Genomic DNA, 15,273 nt, shown 5'->3' on the forward strand with positions numbered 1-15,273 from the left:
GTAAAAACGGGTGGCTCAGTGGCCGGCAGAACGGCTCAGCAGGGCATCGAGCACCACTTCACAAGCGGCTTTCCATTGCGCGCCGGCCTGGGAGTGGTTGAGCAGCGCCAGCCCGTCGGCGGTGTAGGTGCCCGGTGTGGCGATGCGCTCGCCGAGGGCCTTGAGGCTCTCGTGCTGTTGTTCTTCAGAACAGGCCAGGCAGTCCTTGAGGCTGCTGAGCACCAGTTGCCGGGCCTGCTGCTGCGGCAAGCCTTTATCGGCCAGCCACTCTTGCAAGTCGTGCAGCAGGAAATAGAACCAGCCGTTCATGCAGGCGGCCACGGTGCCCAGCTCGAACTGCGTGTCATCGGCCAGCACCACCAGACGCCCCAGCAACCCCAACAGCGGTTCCAGCTCAGGGGTCGGTGGGGTCAGGGCAACCGTCGACTGGCCGAACTCGGCAGCGTACGACAGCATGACGCGCACGCAACGAGCGCCCGGAAACAACTCGGCAAGCCGGCTCAGACTTTCGCCGGCCACCACCGACACCAGCCATTGACCGGGCCTGACCTGAACCTCAGCGGCCAGGCTGGCCAGGTCGGCCGGGCGCACGCCAACGACTAACAGCTGCGCCTGTTCGGCCACTGCCGCGTTGCTTTGCAGCGTGCTACAGCCGTAGTCGGCGACCAGTGCCGCAGCCCGTTCGCGATTGCGCGGCGAGAGCAGGATCGGCCCGTCAAAACCGCCGTTACGCAGCCCGCGAACGAGTTTTTCGGTCAGTTCGCCAACGCCCAGAATGCCGATGCTGTGCATATGTTGCTCTCCTTGGCGGCTCAGCTTTCCTGACCCGCACGGTGTTGGCCCAGGCGCAGGTTGAAGTTCACTCCCAGGCTCAGGAACGGCTCCGGCGGGTTGGCATTCGGCCCTTTGGAAGAGAGCAGAAAATCAATCAGTTCATCGCGCTCACCGGCCAGCCAGTCGGCCAGCAGAGTGCCGGTGATGGTGCCGCGCGTGATGCCCAGGCCGTTGCAGCACAATGCACCGTGAATGCGCGGCGCCAGTGTGCCGAAGAACGATTCATGGTTGCGCGACAGGCACATCGAGCCACCCCAGGTGTAATCGAATGGCGTGCCGGCGAGCATCGGAAAACGTCGTTCGAACGACTCGCGCTGCTGGCGTTCGGCACGCTCCAGGTATTTCTTGTGGCTGCGCCCGTCGGGGTTGAAACTGAAGCTGTTGCGCACCAGCAGGCGCTGGTCCGGGGTACGGCGCAAGGTGCTGCCGAACGGGTCCGCCGGGATAATGCCCCAAGTGCTCTTGCCACCCAGACGCGCCTGTTCTTGTTCGGTCAGGGGCCGGGTCATGCTGGCGTAGGTGAACACCGGCAGCAGGCGGCCCTTGAGGAAGCCGAAGTGCGAGGCGAAAGCGTTGTTGGTCAGCAGCAACTGGTCGGCGATCAACCGGCCGTTGTCGTGGATCAGGGTGACCTTGTCGGCGCCCTGCTCGATGCTGTGAATGCGGGTGTTCTCGAACAGCGTGACGTTGGCCGGCAGGCTCTCGGCCAGCCCTTTGACCAGTGCCGCAGGCTGCAGCAGGTAAGTGCCGGGGGTGTACAACCCGCGCTTGTAGAAGTGCGTGCCGACATGCTCGGGCATGTCTTGGCCATCGATCATCTGATAGGCCTGGCCGAGTTTTTCAAGACCGCTGCGATAGGCTTCCAGCACCGCAATGCCCTTGGGCTCGATGGCCGCCTGGTACTTGCCGGCGGCCTGCAACTGGCAATCAATGCCGTGCTCGGCAATCAATTTTTTCAGCAACGCTTGCGCGCGCAGGTTGAGCTTGAGGCTCATGCGCGCGGTGGCCAGGTCGCCGATGTAGTCAGGGGCGCCGATGTCGTGGGGCAAATCGATGGCGAAGCCGGAGTTGCGGCCCGACGCACCGAAGCCAACCTGTTGGGCTTCGACCAGCACAATCTGGTCATGGGGGTAATGCAGGGCCAGTTGCCGGGCAGCGGCCACACCGGTAAAGCCTGCGCCCAGCACCACCCAGCGTGCCGAGGTGCTACCCGAATGCGCCGGACGCACTTTGCGCCCCAGGCTGAGGTGGAACCAGCCACAACCGTTGTCGTCTGCCGGGGTTACAGTGCGCTCGAACATGCTCGAATCCTTTTATTTTGGCCACTATCGCATCGGCTGCGGGGTGAGCCATATAACAAACGGGACGAGTCATAGGAGATGTGGGTGGCGGTCAGCCTCACAGTTCTGCCAGTCGCCGGATTGCCTGTTCGCAGTGAAACTTCAGCCTGAGCATGATTGGCTGAGGCTTTCACATATGCCTGCACACAACTGGCTTTGCCGCTATCAATACGACGCCCTGGATCGCCTGGCAGGTCGGCTGCCCGGTGAAACAAGCAACGAGCAGTGTTTCTATCAGACCGAGCGTCTGAGCACAGTCGTTGAGGGACAGTGCAGCACTTCATGGCTACACACAACGCACCTGAGCCTGGCGAAACAGCAACGAGAACGTAATAAAAACAGGTACATGCTGATCGCAACTGATAAGCCGGGTTCGGCGATTCATGGCATTGCTGAGTCAGGGCCGTACACCTGTGTCTACACACCTTACGGTTATCGAAAAGCCGTACCGGGTCACTTGCAGCTGCCGGGGTTCAACCGCGAGCGGCCTGATATGCTCACCGGTCATTACTTGCTGGGCAACGGTTACCGGGCGTTCAATCCGGTGTTGATGAGATTCAATAGTCCAGACAACCTGAGTCCGTTTGGTAAAGGCGGGCCGAATGCCTATATGTATTGTGCAGGCGATCCGGTCAACCGGAGCGACCCTGATGGTCATCTGTTTCAAAAGGTACGCAAACTATGGGGATGGCTGGTAGACCCGCCCCCTGCCACAACGCTGACCAAGCTGGGCGAAGACATTTTCAGCTTTGAAAAGCTCAGCAAGAACGGCAAGACGCTCAAGATTCTGGGTCACGGAACGCCCCAGCCAGTGGCCGGTTATCACCCGATGAACAGCATCGACGGGACATTACATACGCCCCATCAACTCTATTGGAAGGCGCGCGATTCAGGCATTGATTTTTCCAGCTATGACAAGATCCACCTGATCATGTGCAATTCGGCAGTGGCGGGCGATAATTCTTTTGCCGCGCGCTTTTCAGCACTGACTCATAAACCCGTGAAGGGTTATGTCGGAACCGTCCAGACCAATCGCTGGCCAGAAGAACTCAGCACGTTCATCAGGGACAAATCCCATCTTATTAGTCAGGTGGGTGACAATCGTTATATCTATACGGGCGATATCCGTATTAATAAGCAAAACCCGTATTTTTCCTTCCACCCCGAATACACCAGCTTTACTTACCAACCCCGTCGATTTCAACGTTATCGGTATGAGCTCGATCAGGTCTGACCTGTCGACTCCGATGCCTGCTTTCATAGGCGGGGCGTGCTGCGCACGTCAATGCGGGCACGCTCGCTCGTCTCATGGTTAGCCGGTCACAGAACCCGCCGGTTTCTTGCCAGCAAAGGTATCCACCAGGCTGGCAATCACCATCTCGCCCATACGGGTACGGGTCTGCACTGTGGCGCTGGCGCGGTGGGGTTGCAGCACCACGTGCTCGTTGTCGAACAGCGCATCAGGCACGCGGGGCTCATCGACGAACACATCCAGTGCCGCACCGGCGATGCTGCCGGCCTTGAGTGCGGCGACCAGCGCGTCTTCGTCGACCAGCTTGCCGCGTGCGACGTTGACCAGGTAGCCGTACGGGCCCAGCGCTTCGAGCACGTTGGCATCGATGATCGCTTTGCCGCCGTCGGCGGCGGCGGCGAGGATCAGGGCGTCGCTGTTGCGGGCCAGTTCGCTCAGGTCGGCGACGTAGCTGTAGTTGACGTCGCTGATCGGTTGCAGGTCGGTGTAGCTGATCGGGCAGCCGAAGGCGGCGGCGCGGGTGGCCACGGCGCGCCCTACCCGGCCCAGGCCGACGATACCAACGCGCATGCCGCTGAACTGACGGGCCAGCGGTAGCGGCGCCAGCGGGGTCGGGCTGTGCTGCCACTGACCGCTGCGCACATAGCGGTCGCTGGTGCACAGGCCACGGCAGGCCGCGATCAACAGACCGATGGCCAGATCGGCAACATCGTCGGTCAGCGCGCCGATGGTGGCGGTGACATGGATGCCCAAGTCGCGGCAGTAAGCCAGGTCTACCGCATCGGTGCCGACCCCGTTGACCGCGACCACTTCGACGCGGGGCAGTTTCGACAGGACTTCACGGGTGATACCGGTGTGGCCGCCGGTGATCACGCCCCGGATGTTCGGGCCGTGTTCGGCCAGGTAGGCAGCTTTGTCGGTTTGCTGGAAGTACGGGCGAATGGTGAAGAGCTCGGCGAGGCGTTCGCGGATTTCAGGGATGAGGATCGGGCTCAGTTGCAGGACTTCGGGTTTCATGGGGTACCTCGTTTGATTCGGATAATGGGGGCGAGCGCTACGCGCTCGGTCGCGAGCAGAGCGCCCTCCCACAAATGTGGTGCGTCAAGCGTCAGCCACGGCCTACGAACGGCATTTTGGTGGCCATGACGGTCATGTTCAGAACGTTGGCCGACAGCGGCAGTGCAGCGATGTAGCGCACCGCGTCGGCAACGTGCTGGACGTCGACCATCGGTTCTACGGCGATTTCGCCGTTGGCCTGGCGCACGCCACGGGTCATGCGTTCGGAGAGTTCGGTCAGGGCGTTGCCAATGTCGATCTGGCTGCAGGCGATGTCAAATTCACGGCCGTCCAGGGCCAGGGCTTTGGTCAGGCCGAGTACCGCGTGTTTGCTGGCGGTGTAGGGCGCGGTAAAGGGGCGCGGGGTATGCGCGGAAATCGAACCGTTGTTGATGATCCGCCCGCCTTGCGGTTGCTGGCGGCGCATCAGGCCGAAGGCTTCGCGACAGCACAGGAACACGCCGTTGACGTTGGTGGCGATGACGTTGTCCCAGGTGTCGAGCGGCAGTTCGTCCATGGGCACGGCCGGGGCGTTGACGCCGGCGTTGTTGAAGATCACATCCAGGCGGCCGTAGCGTTCTTCGACGGTGGCAAACAGTGCTTTGACACTGGCCGGGTCACGTACGTCGGTCACCACCGGCGTGGCTTCCCAACCTTGCGCTGCGGCCTGTTCGGCCACATTCAGTAGCGGCTCCAGACGCCGCCCGGCGAGGACCACGCGGTAGCCGTCTTGCAGCAGGCCCAGCGCCACGGCTTTGCCGATGCCGCTGCCAGCCCCGGTGACCAGGGCGATTTTCGAGGAGGATTTATTGGACATTGTGACGCTCCTGTTGATGTTCGCTGAATTCAGGCGGCGCGCTGGCCGACCCGGACGTCGATCTGCCCGACCCCTTCTACGCCGGCGCTGATCCGGTCGCCGGGTTCTAGCGCTGCGACGCCTTCCGGGGTGCCGGTCATGATCAGGTCGCCGGGCAACAAGGTGATGCTGCGCGACAGGTGGCTGATGATCTCCGCCACCGACCAGAGCTGGCTCTCCAGGCGCGAACGCTGACGTTCGGTGTCGTTGACCATCAACCAGACTGCACCCTGTTGGGCATGGCCCTGACGGCTCACCGGCTGGATCGCGGTGACCGGTGCCGAACCATCAAAGGCCTTGGCGCCCTCCCATGGCATGCCGGCCTGTTTGGCGCTGCGCTGCTGGTCACGGCGGGTCAGGTCCAGACCTGCCGCATAGCCCCAGACATGCTCCAACGCCTGGCTTTCCGGGATGTCTGCCCCGCCGCTGCCGATGGCCACGACCAGTTCGATTTCATGGCAGAACTCTTCGGTCTGCGGCGGGTAGGCGATCTCGCTGCGGGCTTCGATCACCGCCGAGGCGGGCTTCATGAAAAACAGCGGCACACTACGACCCTGGCCGTCGCTCCAGGGGTAGTTGCGGCCGACGCAGAACACCCGGCTGACCGGAAAGCGCTGGTCGCTGCCTACCACTGGCAGGCTGGGTTGCGGAACGGGGCTGAAGACAAAATCGCTCATGGTGGTTTGACTCGGTAGGTACGGTCGACAGGTCCAGCCTAAAGCGGCTTTGCCCGGCAAAGTTGGACGAAAGCCGCTTCGTTTTGGAGTTAACAGCCTTATTGAGTCTTCAACTCGATGCGGTACAGGCGACCCAGCAGCAGCGAGTACGACAACGTGCCCATCAGCGCTACGCCGCCGATGAACCAGAACGCCAGGGCGAACGAGCCGGTGGCCTGGACGATGGCGCCGATCACAATCGGGCAGACAATCCCGCCGATATTGGCCGCCAGGCTGGTGACCCCGCCGGTCAGGCCAATCAGCTCTTTGGGCGCGACCTCCGAGACCGCCGCCCACGACGACGAAGCAATGCCCTGAGCGAAAAAGGCGATGGTCAGGATCGCAATGCAGACCAGGTTCGAGTCAGTGAAATTGACCAGCACGATGGACATGCCGAGCATCGAACCGACCACCAGCGGCAGCTTGCGGGCAAACGACATGCTGTAGCCGCGGCGGATCAACAGGTCCGAGACGATCCCGGCGAGCAGAATGCCGATGGTGGCGCCGATGAACGGCAGTACGGCGAAGATGCCCACCTTGATGGTGGTCAACTGGCGTTCTTCGATCAGGTAGGTCGGGAACCAGGTGAGGAAGAAGTACAGCGCCGAGGTGCTGGCGAACTTGCCGATGCAGATCGCCCAGATCTGCCGGTAGCGAAACAGCTCGGCAATCTGCCGCCAATTGAATTTGGTACGTTCCTGGCTGCTTTTGACCAGGCCACCACCGTCTTCGATGTACTTGAGTTCTTCCTTGCTGACCTTCTTGCAGCTCAGCGGGTCGCGATACAGAAACAGCCACACCACGCCGAACAGGATGCCGACCAGGCCGGTGCTGTAGAACACGTGGCGCCAGTCATAGGTGGTGGCCAGCCAGAGCAACGCGCCGGTGAACAGCGCGGTGCCCAGGTACTGGCCGCACACATACACGCTGCTGGCCATGCCGCGCTCGCGGGCCGGGAACCAGACCGTCACCGCCCGGCTATTGGCCGGGAATGCCGGCGCTTCCATGGCCCCGACCGCCAGACGCAGGCCGAACAGTGCCGCAAAGCCGCTGGCCAGGCCCTGGCATACGGTCACCGCCGACCAACTGATCAGCGACACGCCGTAGGTCACCCGTGAGCCGAATCGGTCAGCGATGAACCCGGCTGGCACCAGAGCGAGGGCGTAGGTCCAGGCGAAGGCGGAAAAGATCAGGCCCATCTGGATCTTGTCCAGCCCCAGGTCCTTGGCCATGAAGGGCGCGGCGATGGAGATATTCACCCGGTCGACGTAGTTGATGATGGTCGCGATCAGCAGCAGGCTGAGCATGAACCAGCGTCGGCGAGTGGGCAGCCGGGTGGTGCCGGCGGCTTCAAGGGGGGCGGCGCTGGTGGCGACAGACGCAGCCTGGGAATTGGGAAGGCTCGACATGGGTTGACCTCATTGTTGTTGGGATATCGAGGTTTTCAGGCAAGACAGCGCCGTCCCTGCGTGGCGCGCAAGGCATGGACTGTGTGTGTGGGCGATATGGGTCAGGCGCGGCGCAGCGGCCTGTCATTCAGAGGCGGCGGCGGTGGCCACCAGCGAAGCGTGGTTTTCATTGGGCGAGCACCTTGTGATTATTGTTGATAGATGTCTGCGGCAACGCTTATCAAGGTGGTCGTACGACCAAAAAAAATCAACGCAAGGGTTAGATCGTTTTTTCACCAGAGGCCGGTGTAATTCCCGAACGTCCAAAAACTCCCGCCACTGCCGGGATCCTGAACGAAAACTTAATTCTTGCTGAAAACACCGTAATAGAGCCTTTCAACAGCGAGCCGTAGCGACTATGGTGATTCACCAGTGCCTCGCGATTGTCCAAACGGAGCCGGCGAGATGAGCACCACAGTCATCGTACAATCGCTTGTCAGCTTGACCTGCGACTGTACAAAATCAGCTCTGCAACCCTGGCTGCGACATCGGGCAGCCGTCGAACAAGAAGGGAGATGAACATGCAGTCAGTCAGCCGGGTACCGACCTACGGCATGCAGCAACGCAGTGAGCGGGCGGACTTTTATATCCGCGATGAGCAGGCGCGGATCGCCGAAACCGCCCTGCACCGCCATGAATACTTCCAGATTCAGGTCAATCTCGGTGGCGATACGGTGCAGCATATCGGCTCTGTGCAGCGGCCATTTCCGCGTAACGCCCTGGCGTTTATCCTGCCGCATCGCATGCACATGATCCCGCACCCGGCCGACAGCCATTTCGTGGTGATCAATTTTTCCCAGACCTTTCTGCTGCCGCACCTGGAGTGCGACCCGATGGATCTTGAAGAGGTGTCGATCCTGCTGGCACCGGAGTTGTCGCCGTTTCGCTTTCAGGAGCATCTGGACTTTATCCTCGACCCGGATGACTTCGAGGTGATCTGCACGCTGGTACAGCAGATGCGCGACCTCGACCCGCAGCGCCAGTTCGGCAGCCGGGAAATCATCAAGGGCCTGTTACTGCAACTGATCGGCAAGGTGTGCCTGAGGTTTGCCGAGCCGCTCAAGCAACTGGCCCAGGACAACGCCGCACAGACCAGCCGCCGCGATGCGCTGACGCGCATGTCGGAGTATGTGCGCAAGAACCTCGCCGACCCGGACCTGAGCCTGACCAAGGCCGCCGCCGCGACCTACCTGTCGCCCACCTACCTGACCCACTGGTTGCGCAAGGAGATCGGCAAGACCTTCAGTGAACTGGTCCTGGAGCGGCGCATGCATGCTGCACGCAGTTATCTGCTGGGTGGCTCCAAGCCGGTGGGCGAAGTGGCGCGGCTATGTGGCTTTGCCGATGAAGCCTATTTCTCGCGGCGCTTCCGGCAGATTCATGGGTTACCGCCGGGCCAGTTCCGCCGCCAGCAGCTGGATATGGCGGTGATGCCGTAGCAGCGTAGGACCTGCTTTAGCAGGGAACTCCCCCATTCGCGACTCAAGCCGCTCCTACCGGGTTAATGCCGATCAAAGGGGAGCGGCGGTTTGCTGTTCGCTGAAATGCCCACGGGCCATGTTGATGAAGCGTGGCAGCGCCGGGTTGTCGTTGTCGTCACGGTAGACCATGTACATGTCGGCCGACAGTTGCGCATCGGCCAAGGGGCGAAACTGCAGGTGGCCGATGTACAGCTCCCGCGCCGAGGCCGGGACGATACCGATGCCCAGCCCGGCGCGCACCAGACCCAGAATCGAGTGGGTCTGTTTGAGGTAGTACAGGTAGCGCGGCAGCACCCCGGCGCTGGCGAACAGGCCGACGATGCAGTCGTAGAAATAGCGGCCCTCTTTGGGCGAATACATCACGAACGGCTGGTGCGCCAGGTCTGTGATGGCAAGCGTTTGCCGCCCGGCCAGCGGATGACCGTCAGGCATCACCACCACCAGCGGCTCGCGGCTGGCCAGTTGGTAGCTCCAGCCCGGACGCGGCTCGGCGTGGCGCACAAAACCGATGTCGATCATGTTGGCGGCCAGCGCTTCGGTCTGGTCGCTGGAGACCATTTCATGCAGCTCAAAGCCGATATCCGGCAGTGACTGGCCCGCCGCCCGAAGCAGTTCGGGAACCATGTTGTAACCACTGACCGCCGTGAAACCGATCACCAATTGCCCCGCCTCGCCGCTGGCCAACCGCCGGGCACTGTCGCTGGCCTGTTCGGTGTAGGCCAGCAGATGCTGGGCATCACGCAAGAACTGCCGACCGGCCACCGTCAGGCGTACCTGACGGTTACTGCGGTCAAGCAATTGCACACCCAGCGAGCGCTCCAGCAACTGGATCTGGCGGCTCAGCGGTGGCTGGGTCATGAACAAACGCTGGGCCGCGCGACCGAAGTGCAGCTCTTCGGCGACCATCACAAAACAACGAAGTTGGTGGAGTTCCACGATTCAATTCTTGTATCGAAACATTCAGGATGAATGTTAGACGTGAATCGATGCTTTTCCTAGGCTGTCGTCCAGTCCTCTACAACGACAACTCACAGGAAGACGATGATGACCCACGACATCCTGCTTACCCAGCCGGTCCCGGCACCGATCGATGCGCAGTTGCTACAGAGCTACAACGTGCATCGCCTGTATCAGGCCGATGATCAGGACGCGCTGCTCAATGCCGTCGGCGCGCGCATTCGCGGCGTGGTGACCGGCGGCGCCAAGGGCCTGTCCAACGCGCTGATGGACCGCTTGCTTAACCTGCAGATCATCGCCATCAGCGGTATCGGCACTGATGCGGTGGATCTCGATCACGCCGCCCAACGCGGGGTAAGGGTCACCACGACCCCCGGCGTACTCACCGATGATGTAGCCGACATGGCCATGGGGCTATTGATCATGAGCCTGCGTGAGCTGGGCGTGGGTGAACGTATCGTGCGCAGCGGCCAGTGGGGCACGATCAACCAGCCGCTGGCGCGCAAGGTCAGCGGCACCCGGCTGGGTATTGTCGGCCTGGGCCAGGTCGGCCATGCCATCGCCCGCCGTGCCCAGGCGTTCGGCATGAGCATTCAGTACAACGACCTGCGCGAACAGCCGCAGACCGGTTATCGGTTCTTTGCCGACCTGCTGGACCTGGCCCGTAACAGCGATGTGCTGGTGCTGGCGGCTTCCGCTGATCTGGGCAGGGCGATCATCACCGCAGCGGTGCTCGAGGCGCTCGGGCCGCAGGGTTATTTCATCAACGTGGCGCGCGGCAAGCTGGTCGACGAACAGGCGCTGATCACCGCCCTGCAGACCCGCACTATCGCCGGGGCCGGGCTGGATGTGTTTGTCGATGAGCCCAACGTACCGCAAGCCCTGCGCGAGCTGGACAACGTCGTGCTGCAACCGCACCGCGCCAGTGCCACCGAACAGACCCGCCTGGCCATGGGTGAAATCGTGCTGTCGCACTTGCAGGCCTGCTTCGCCGAACCGCAACTGCGGGCAGCCGTTCCGGCCTGATGCCCGCTTCTCCAGCCAATAACAACACAGCCCCTTGAGGGCATCGGAGAACACCATGAATAGCAAGACTGCGCCCATTGAGGCTGCGGTGGCAGAGACTCGCGTCGGCCGCCAGCGCTTTGTGATTCTCGCGCTGATTTTTGTCGTCACCGTACTCAACTACGCCGACCGCGCGACCATGTCGATTGCCGGCACTGAAGTGGTCAAGGAACTGGGGCTGGACCCGATCATGCTCGGCATGATCTTTTCGGCCTTCGCCTGGGCCTACGCGCTGGGGCAGATCCCCGGTGGCTGGCTGCTGGACCGCTTCGGCGCACGCCGGGTGTACGGCTGGAGCCTGTTTCTGTGGTCGCTGTTTACCATGCTGCAAGGCACGGTGGGCTGGATCGGCCTGGTCGGTTCGACAGCGGCTATTACCTTGTTCGGCATGCGTTTCATGCTGGGTCTGGTCGAGTCGCCGGCCTTCCCGGCCAATAACCGCATCGTCGCCAGCTGGTTCCCGACCCGCGAACGTGGCACGGCTTCGGCGCTGTTCAACTCGGCGCAGTACATGGCCGTGGTGGTGTTTGCGCCGTTGATGGCCTGGCTGACCCACAGCATGGGCTGGGAGCATGTGTTCCTGTGGATGGGCGGCCTGGGTATTGTCGCGACCTTCTTCTGGTTCGCCCTGTACCACGACCCGGCCAGCCACCCGCGCCTGCAAAAGGCCGAACTGGATTACATGCGTGAAGGCGGCGCACTGGTCAGCCTGGAAACCACGCGCAAAACCGAAAAACCCAAACTGAAATGGGCCGAGGTCAAACAGCTGTTCACCAGCCGTACCCTGTGGGGCATCTATCTGGGCCAGTACTGCATTACTGCCCTGACCTACTTCTTCATCACCTGGTTTCCGATCTACCTGATCAAGGGTCGCGGCATGACCATCATGGAGGCCGGCTGGGTTGCGGCACTGCCCGCGATCTGCGGTTTTTCCGGCGGGGTGTTGGGCGGCGTGGTCTCTGACTGGCTGATCCGCCGCGGCGTCCACCCTTCGCGCGCGCGCAAGACGCCGTTCGTGATCGGCATGGCGTTATCGGCCACGCTGGTGTCGGCCAATTATGTAGACGCCAACTGGATGGTCATCGCCCTGATGGCAATGGCGTTTTTCGGCAAGGGGCTGGCCGCCGTCGGCTGGGCAGTGCTCTCCGATACCGCACCGAAAAACATGGTGGGCCTCAGTGGCGGCGTGTTCAACGGCATCGGCAACACGGCGGGGATCATCACCCCGGTGGTGATCGGCTATTTCGTCGCGACCACCGGTTCGTTCAACGCCGCACTGTGGTTCGTCGCCGCCCACGGGCTGGTCGCAATCCTGGCCTATACCGTGATTGCCGGGCGCTTCGAGCGGGTGGAGATAGCCAAATAACCCGCACTGCCGGGGTCAGGCATCCGACGCAGCCTCGCCAATATGGATGGCCAGCCATACGGTGGGCTGCGCCGGGTCGGTAAAGGTGACGCGGTGTTGCCTGCCTGCCGGAATGAACAGATGATCGCCAGGCGCCAGGGCGGTTTCGACATCGTCCATCAGCACCCTGGCCGAACCGCTCAACACCACGACCCATTCATCATGGGCCTGCTGATACGGACGCTCAGGCGGCGTGACCTGCCCTTGGGAGACGATCCGCTCGACCCGACAGCCTGGCCTGACCAGCAGATCGGTGAAAACCTCTGCCTGACGGGCATCGGGAAGCGGGGTGAACAGGTTGGTGGGGGTCGGCATGGGGGCTGGCTCGTGCGTGAAAGGCTGGCGCCCAACCTTACCGCAGGAGCGGCCGGGCGGCGATCCGCTTTAGCTGCAATACTGTTCAGTTAAGTACTGCATGCCTTTGTAGGAGCGACCTTGGTCGCGAAGAGGGCGGCACATTCGCAGCAGATGTAGTGTTTTTACTGGCCTCTTCGCGAGCAGAGCTCGCTCCCACTGTGGGCATACCGTGCTTAAGTGACCAGTATTGGCTTTAGCTGCGATGATGCCTTCGCGGCTAAAGCGGATCGCCGCCCGGCCGCTCCTACAGTTACCGGTCCAAGCACCATCAGCTCAGATGAAAGCGTGCGGTGTTGTCGTTCAGTGCCCGGCTGCCTTTGCTCAGGGTATCGGCGGCCTGGTTGACTGCACGGGCGCCGTCGAGCAATCGACCGGCAGCCTGGTCGACCTGCTGGATACTGCCACTGACCTGGTCAGCCGTGGAGGCTTGCTCTTCCACCGCCGTGAGGATTTGCGCCAGGGTGTCGGTCACGCTCTGTACTGCGCTGGCGATTTCGCCCAGCCGCACACCCAGGCCGGTCACTGACTGCGCATCGTCCACGGCCTGGCCACACGCGGCTTCCATCAACTGGACAGCCTGGGTCACGGTGCTGCGCAGGCTGTCGACGGTGTTGGCAATCTGTGCAGTAGAGGCCTGGGTTCGCTGCGACAGGCTGCGTACTTCATCGGCCACCACGGCAAAGCCGCGCCCCTGTTCGCCCGCCCGCGCCGCCTCGATGGCCGCATTGAGCGCCAGCAGGTTGGTCTGTTCGGCGATGCCGCGAATGGCATCGACCACCGACTGGATCTGCTGACCTTGCTCGCTGACCCGCCCCAATGCCGCCGCAGTGTCGGTCAAACGGCGATTGAGTTGCTGGATACTGTCGGTGGTGCGCTGGCTGTCGCGGCTGCTCTCTTCGGCAATCTTGCGGGTCTGCCGGGCACTGTCGGAAGCCTGCTCGCAGCTCTTGGCCACGCCCTGGGAAGTGGCGGCCAGCTGTGTGGCGGCTGCCGCAATCTGGCTGATCTGTTGCTGCTGGTCCTCAACCTCGCCCAAGGTGTCGTTGGACTGCGCATTGAGGGTCTGCACGGCCGAGCCCAGTTGCAGGGTCTCGTGATTGACGCCCAGCAGGCTGGTCCGCAATTGCACCACCGCGACGTTTAGCGCCTGGCTGATGACAGCCAGTTCGTCGCGGCCCTGTACCGAAACCTCGACGCACAGGTCGCCGTCGCGCAGCGACTCGGCCAGGGTGGTGATACCGCTGGCACTGCGGCGGATCGACGCTTGCAGGCAGGCAAACAGATAGAGCGCAGCGATCAGCAACACGCCGAAGGTCACCCCGACCGGGATAAATTCCCGATTGGACTTGTTGTGGTAGTAGCCCAGGCGCTCGTTGAGCGACACCAGAGACTGATTTCGCAGCCCGGCCATCTCGTCCAGCAGGCGGTCGGCACTGCGCTCGAACTCCGCCGGTTTGAGCTTGATCGTGCCGCCAAACACACCATCATCGAGCACCTTCAGTTCTTCCGCTAGCACCTGCATGCTCGCGGCGTAGCGGTTGGCCCAGGGTTGCAGCTCTGGCGGCAGCCGGGTTTGCAGAATGTTTGCAGTCTTGACCATCTGGTCGCGGGCATCGTCAATGCGGCTGCGCAGGTCACGCATCTGCAGCCGGCTTTGCAGGCTGAACTGGCCGCTGACCACGGACGTCTGGCCAACACTGGCCATGCGCCCGATGCGCTCGATCAGGTCGGGGGTCTGCTGGGTGGAGAGCTGCATCAGCAGGTAGGTTTCCAGCCACGGATCCAGGATCAGGCCGGTGTCGATCGCGACCTGTTCGCGCACACCTTGCACATGACTGATCGCGGCGGTGAAGCGCTCATAGCCATCCGGCCACCAGCCCACACTGCGCAGCGATTGCGTATCCATACCGGCAACAGAAGCCTCCAGCACCTTGTAACGGGCAAAGGTGTCGGCACTGGCCTGTTCCGCCTTCAGCGAAGCGCCGAGGCGTTCCAGCGCCTGCTTGATGCGCGGCACCGCAGCGTCGATCTGCTCCATGATCTGCCGCGCTTCGGGGGTCGGCTCACGCAGGATGTCCACGGCCTTCCAGCGCGCCGCACGGTCGCGCTGGGCAACCAGTTCACGATCCAGATCTTCGAGCACCAGCAACTGGCGCACGCCCGATTGCTCGCCAGCGATCACTGCCAGCTTGGCGCGATATTCACTGCCGATCATCCACAGGCTGCCCACCAGAGGCAGCATGAACAAGAGAAATAACAGCTGAAACTTGCGAGCAAACCCAAAGCGCCCCAGCAGGCGCATACCCGGCGACAACAAGCTGTCCATGGACTTCCCCCAACACGTGGATACCTTTGCGGCACAGCCTGCTCAGGTATCTTTCTTATAAATTAGAAGCAAAATGCCATGCTTATGTTTCCGATTCAGGTCGACATCTGTCCAATGCTACGGACACGACACCGACCCGCCTGAAAACGTCATGGCAATTCGATAGCAAGATCCGGACCG

General features: G+C 62.1%; 13 protein-coding genes. 4 read left to right on the forward strand and 9 right to left on the reverse strand.

Going from position 1 to position 15,273, the window contains the following annotated elements; genetic code table 11:
• Nucleotides 1-15: 15 nt before the first annotated feature.
• Both NJC38_RS25330 and NJC38_RS25335 read right to left on the reverse strand, forming a co-directional pair.
• On the reverse strand, nucleotides 16-792 hold the full coding sequence (locus NJC38_RS25330) for an NAD(P)-binding domain-containing protein (protein WP_253117616.1): 777 nt from the start codon (nucleotides 790-792) through the stop codon (nucleotides 16-18).
• Between the two features lie 20 nt (nucleotides 793-812).
• Complete coding sequence (locus tag NJC38_RS25335) at nucleotides 813-2,135, reverse strand: FAD-binding oxidoreductase (protein WP_253117618.1); 1,323 nt, start codon at nucleotides 2,133-2,135, stop codon at nucleotides 813-815.
• Nucleotides 2,136-2,310: 175 nt separating this feature from the next.
• On the opposite strand from NJC38_RS25335, the gene NJC38_RS25340 reads away from it, so the two are divergent.
• Nucleotides 2,311-3,408: an RHS repeat-associated core domain-containing protein gene (locus tag NJC38_RS25340; RefSeq protein ID WP_253117619.1), complete on the forward strand. Its 1,098-nt coding sequence runs from the start codon at nucleotides 2,311-2,313 to the stop codon at nucleotides 3,406-3,408.
• Between the two features lie 78 nt (nucleotides 3,409-3,486).
• On the opposite strand, the gene NJC38_RS25345 is transcribed toward NJC38_RS25340, so the two are convergent.
• From NJC38_RS25345 to NJC38_RS25360, 4 genes are all read right to left on the reverse strand, one after another.
• On the reverse strand, nucleotides 3,487-4,443 hold the full coding sequence (locus NJC38_RS25345) for a 2-hydroxyacid dehydrogenase (protein ID WP_253117621.1): 957 nt from the start codon (nucleotides 4,441-4,443) through the stop codon (nucleotides 3,487-3,489).
• A 91-nt stretch (nucleotides 4,444-4,534) separates the two neighbouring features.
• On the reverse strand, nucleotides 4,535-5,299 hold the full coding sequence (locus NJC38_RS25350; protein ID WP_045483420.1) for an SDR family oxidoreductase: 765 nt from the start codon (nucleotides 5,297-5,299) through the stop codon (nucleotides 4,535-4,537).
• 29 nt (nucleotides 5,300-5,328) lie between these two features.
• Complete coding sequence (locus NJC38_RS25355; protein ID WP_253117623.1) at nucleotides 5,329-6,015, reverse strand: fumarylacetoacetate hydrolase family protein; 687 nt, start codon at nucleotides 6,013-6,015, stop codon at nucleotides 5,329-5,331.
• A 98-nt stretch (nucleotides 6,016-6,113) separates the two neighbouring features.
• Nucleotides 6,114-7,463 carry an MFS transporter gene (locus NJC38_RS25360; protein ID WP_253117626.1) on the reverse strand — a complete coding sequence of 450 codons (1,350 nt, stop codon included), beginning with the start codon at nucleotides 7,461-7,463 and terminating at the stop codon, nucleotides 6,114-6,116.
• Nucleotides 7,464-8,023: 560 nt separating this feature from the next.
• Here NJC38_RS25360 and NJC38_RS25365 point away from each other — a divergent pair.
• Nucleotides 8,024-8,941 carry an AraC family transcriptional regulator gene (locus tag NJC38_RS25365; RefSeq protein ID WP_253117627.1) on the forward strand — a complete coding sequence of 306 codons (918 nt, stop codon included), beginning with the start codon at nucleotides 8,024-8,026 and terminating at the stop codon, nucleotides 8,939-8,941.
• Nucleotides 8,942-9,013: 72 nt separating this feature from the next.
• Here NJC38_RS25365 and NJC38_RS25370 read toward each other — a convergent pair whose 3' ends face one another.
• Nucleotides 9,014-9,919: a LysR family transcriptional regulator gene (locus NJC38_RS25370; RefSeq protein ID WP_253117629.1), complete on the reverse strand. Its 906-nt coding sequence runs from the start codon at nucleotides 9,917-9,919 to the stop codon at nucleotides 9,014-9,016.
• Nucleotides 9,920-10,027: 108 nt separating this feature from the next.
• Here NJC38_RS25370 and NJC38_RS25375 point away from each other — a divergent pair, with 108 nt between their 5' ends.
• On the forward strand, nucleotides 10,028-10,966 hold the full coding sequence (locus NJC38_RS25375; protein ID WP_253117631.1) for a 2-hydroxyacid dehydrogenase: 939 nt from the start codon (nucleotides 10,028-10,030) through the stop codon (nucleotides 10,964-10,966).
• Between the two features lie 55 nt (nucleotides 10,967-11,021).
• Nucleotides 11,022-12,371, forward strand: coding sequence for an MFS transporter (locus tag NJC38_RS25380; RefSeq protein ID WP_253117634.1), 1,350 nt, complete (start codon nucleotides 11,022-11,024; stop codon nucleotides 12,369-12,371).
• 15 nt (nucleotides 12,372-12,386) lie between these two features.
• Here NJC38_RS25380 and NJC38_RS25385 read toward each other — a convergent pair whose 3' ends face one another.
• Nucleotides 12,387-12,725: a cupin domain-containing protein gene (locus NJC38_RS25385; protein WP_253117637.1), complete on the reverse strand. Its 339-nt coding sequence runs from the start codon at nucleotides 12,723-12,725 to the stop codon at nucleotides 12,387-12,389.
• Nucleotides 12,726-13,035: 310 nt separating this feature from the next.
• Nucleotides 13,036-15,093 carry a methyl-accepting chemotaxis protein gene (locus NJC38_RS25390; protein WP_253117639.1) on the reverse strand — a complete coding sequence of 686 codons (2,058 nt, stop codon included), beginning with the start codon at nucleotides 15,091-15,093 and terminating at the stop codon, nucleotides 13,036-13,038.
• Between the last annotated feature and the right edge of the window lie 180 nt (nucleotides 15,094-15,273).

Source organism: Pseudomonas sp. 21LCFQ010 (assembly GCF_024129905.1).
Classification (GTDB): domain Bacteria; phylum Pseudomonadota; class Gammaproteobacteria; order Pseudomonadales; family Pseudomonadaceae; genus Aquipseudomonas.

Bases quoted from the DNA above. Each gene is read 5' to 3' on its own strand.
- NJC38_RS25330 (WP_253117616.1), bottom strand. From the start codon at position 792: ATGCACAGCATCGGCATTCTGGGCGTTGGCGAACTGACCGAAAAACTC.
- NJC38_RS25335 (WP_253117618.1), bottom strand. From the start codon at position 2,135: ATGTTCGAGCGCACTGTAACCCCGGCAGACGACAACGGTTGTGGCTGG.
- NJC38_RS25340 (WP_253117619.1), top strand. From the start codon at position 2,311: ATGCCTGCACACAACTGGCTTTGCCGCTATCAATACGACGCCCTGGAT.
- NJC38_RS25345 (WP_253117621.1), bottom strand. From the start codon at position 4,443: ATGAAACCCGAAGTCCTGCAACTGAGCCCGATCCTCATCCCTGAAATC.
- NJC38_RS25350 (WP_045483420.1), bottom strand. From the start codon at position 5,299: ATGTCCAATAAATCCTCCTCGAAAATCGCCCTGGTCACCGGGGCTGGC.
- NJC38_RS25355 (WP_253117623.1), bottom strand. From the start codon at position 6,015: ATGAGCGATTTTGTCTTCAGCCCCGTTCCGCAACCCAGCCTGCCAGTG.
- NJC38_RS25360 (WP_253117626.1), bottom strand. From the start codon at position 7,463: ATGTCGAGCCTTCCCAATTCCCAGGCTGCGTCTGTCGCCACCAGCGCC.
- NJC38_RS25365 (WP_253117627.1), top strand. From the start codon at position 8,024: ATGCAGTCAGTCAGCCGGGTACCGACCTACGGCATGCAGCAACGCAGT.
- NJC38_RS25375 (WP_253117631.1), top strand. From the start codon at position 10,028: ATGACCCACGACATCCTGCTTACCCAGCCGGTCCCGGCACCGATCGAT.
- NJC38_RS25380 (WP_253117634.1), top strand. From the start codon at position 11,022: ATGAATAGCAAGACTGCGCCCATTGAGGCTGCGGTGGCAGAGACTCGC.
- NJC38_RS25385 (WP_253117637.1), bottom strand. From the start codon at position 12,725: ATGCCGACCCCCACCAACCTGTTCACCCCGCTTCCCGATGCCCGTCAG.
- NJC38_RS25390 (WP_253117639.1), bottom strand. From the start codon at position 15,093: ATGGACAGCTTGTTGTCGCCGGGTATGCGCCTGCTGGGGCGCTTTGGG.